This window comes from uncultured Candidatus Kuenenia sp. (assembly GCF_900696675.1).
Lineage (GTDB): Bacteria > Planctomycetota > Brocadiia > Brocadiales > Brocadiaceae > Kuenenia > Kuenenia stuttgartiensis_A.
The window spans coordinates 1-1648 of sequence record NZ_CAADGZ010000260.1 but is presented as its reverse complement, the minus strand read 5'-3'; the positions used below and the strand labels follow the sequence as shown (position 1 = coordinate 1648).

At 43.1% G+C, this 1648-nt stretch carries 2 protein-coding genes; both read left to right on the top strand.

The annotated features are described in order from the left end of the window. The first annotated feature begins 69 nt into the window (after positions 1–69). Positions 70–1263, top strand: coding sequence for a cysteine desulfurase family protein (locus tag QZT26_RS17515; protein WP_295104019.1), 1194 nt, complete (start codon positions 70–72; stop codon positions 1261–1263). Beyond that, positions 1260–1472 (top strand): hypothetical protein, encoded by a 213-nt coding sequence (locus QZT26_RS17510; RefSeq protein ID WP_295104016.1) that lies wholly within the window; start codon positions 1260–1262, stop codon positions 1470–1472. The genes QZT26_RS17515 and QZT26_RS17510 overlap by 4 nt, the downstream gene beginning before the upstream one ends. Positions 1473–1648: the final 176 nt, after the last annotated feature.

The window sequence follows — 1648 nt, the reverse complement described above, 5'->3', positions numbered from 1 at the left end:
GATCGTTTTTTTCTCATGCGATTTTATATCACATTTTTAGACGCTAAAACAAGCTGAAAACTCCCTCTAATTGCGGGTCGCAAGACTTTTTTCGCTCATTTTTACCCACTCAGTAGGGAGAAGACCCATAATAATGCAAGCACTCCAATTGACCCAAACGTGATCGTTGAGATGGAGCCGTTTATCAGGCAATATTATGGCAATCCTTCCAGTGGCCATTGGTTTGGTAAGAAGGGAAGGGAGGCTGTTGATACGGCAAGAAGACAAGTAGCTGAATTAATCGGGGCGAGTCCTCATGAGATTATCTTTACGAGCGGCGGGAGCGAGTCTAATAACCATGCATTAAAAGGTGTCGCTTTTGCCCTTAAAGGAAAGGGGAATCATATTGTTACTTCGGTTGTTGAGCATCCTGCAATAATCAATCCCTGCAAATATCTTGAAACAAAGGGATTCAAGGTAACGTATGTTGGCGTGGATGAGTATGGCTGCGTCAATGCCGATGATATTGAAGAAGCGATAATTGATGAGACAGTTTTAGTTTCGGTGATGCATGCAAACAATGAAACCGGAACTATTCAGCCGATAGCGGAAATTAGCAAGATATGCAGAAAAAGAGGAATTTATTTTCATTCTGACACGGCACAGTCCGTTGGAAAAATACCAGTGGACGTGAACGAGCTAGGCGTCGATTTGTTGACCATTGCAGGCCATAAATTTCATGCACCCAAAGGAGTCGGGGCGTTATACATCCGTGAAGGTGTGGACGTGGAACCATTGATTCATGGCGCCAGCCACGAAATGGGCCTGCGGGCAGGGACAGAAAATGTTGCAGGGGTAGTAGGGCTGGGAAAAGCAAGTCTGATGTCTGCCGTGAGAATGGATGAGTACATTAAAAATATCCGGTATTTGAGAGATTTGCTGCATGAAAAACTGAAGGGAATTGCAGCAGTGAAGTTAAACGGCCATCCCACGCAAAGACTTCCTAATACCCTGAATGTGAGTTTTGAGGGCATTGACAGCTCAGCATTGGTATCCAAGCTGGAAGACGTCGCTCTCTCAACAGGAGCTGCTTGCCATGATCAGGTGAGACGGCCTTCCACTGTACTAACCGCCATGAATATTCCGGCAGAATTGGCAATGGGCGCAGTGAGGTTTAGTCTGGGGAGATTCAATACGGAAGATGAGGTAAATTACGTTGTTGATGAAATAAAAAGAGTTATGAGTGAAATAGGTATTAAAAAGATGAGGGGGGAAGATGTATGAAGATTGGAGTTATTATTTCAAGTAATGATGCCGAAACTTGCTGGAATGCCTTACGTTTTGCAAACTTCTGCCTGTCCCGGGAAGACGCGGTCAAGATATTTTTTACAGGCAAAGGAGTTGATTATCAAAGGATAAGCACTGAGAAGTTCAATACGATTGAGCAGGCGGAAAAATTTGTGCAAAGCGGGGGAAGGGTTTATGCCTCATAAGCGCTAACTTGTTTTATTGACAAATTTTATTCATCATGGTATTTTTATATTAATTATCCCGCTAATCACTCTATAGGAGGATAAAGCCATGATGAGAGAAGATTGGGATCTTCTAAGAACTTTCTTCCCAAACGATTGGAAAAGTTTAGCCGTTGATACAAATGCTTTAAAAGGCT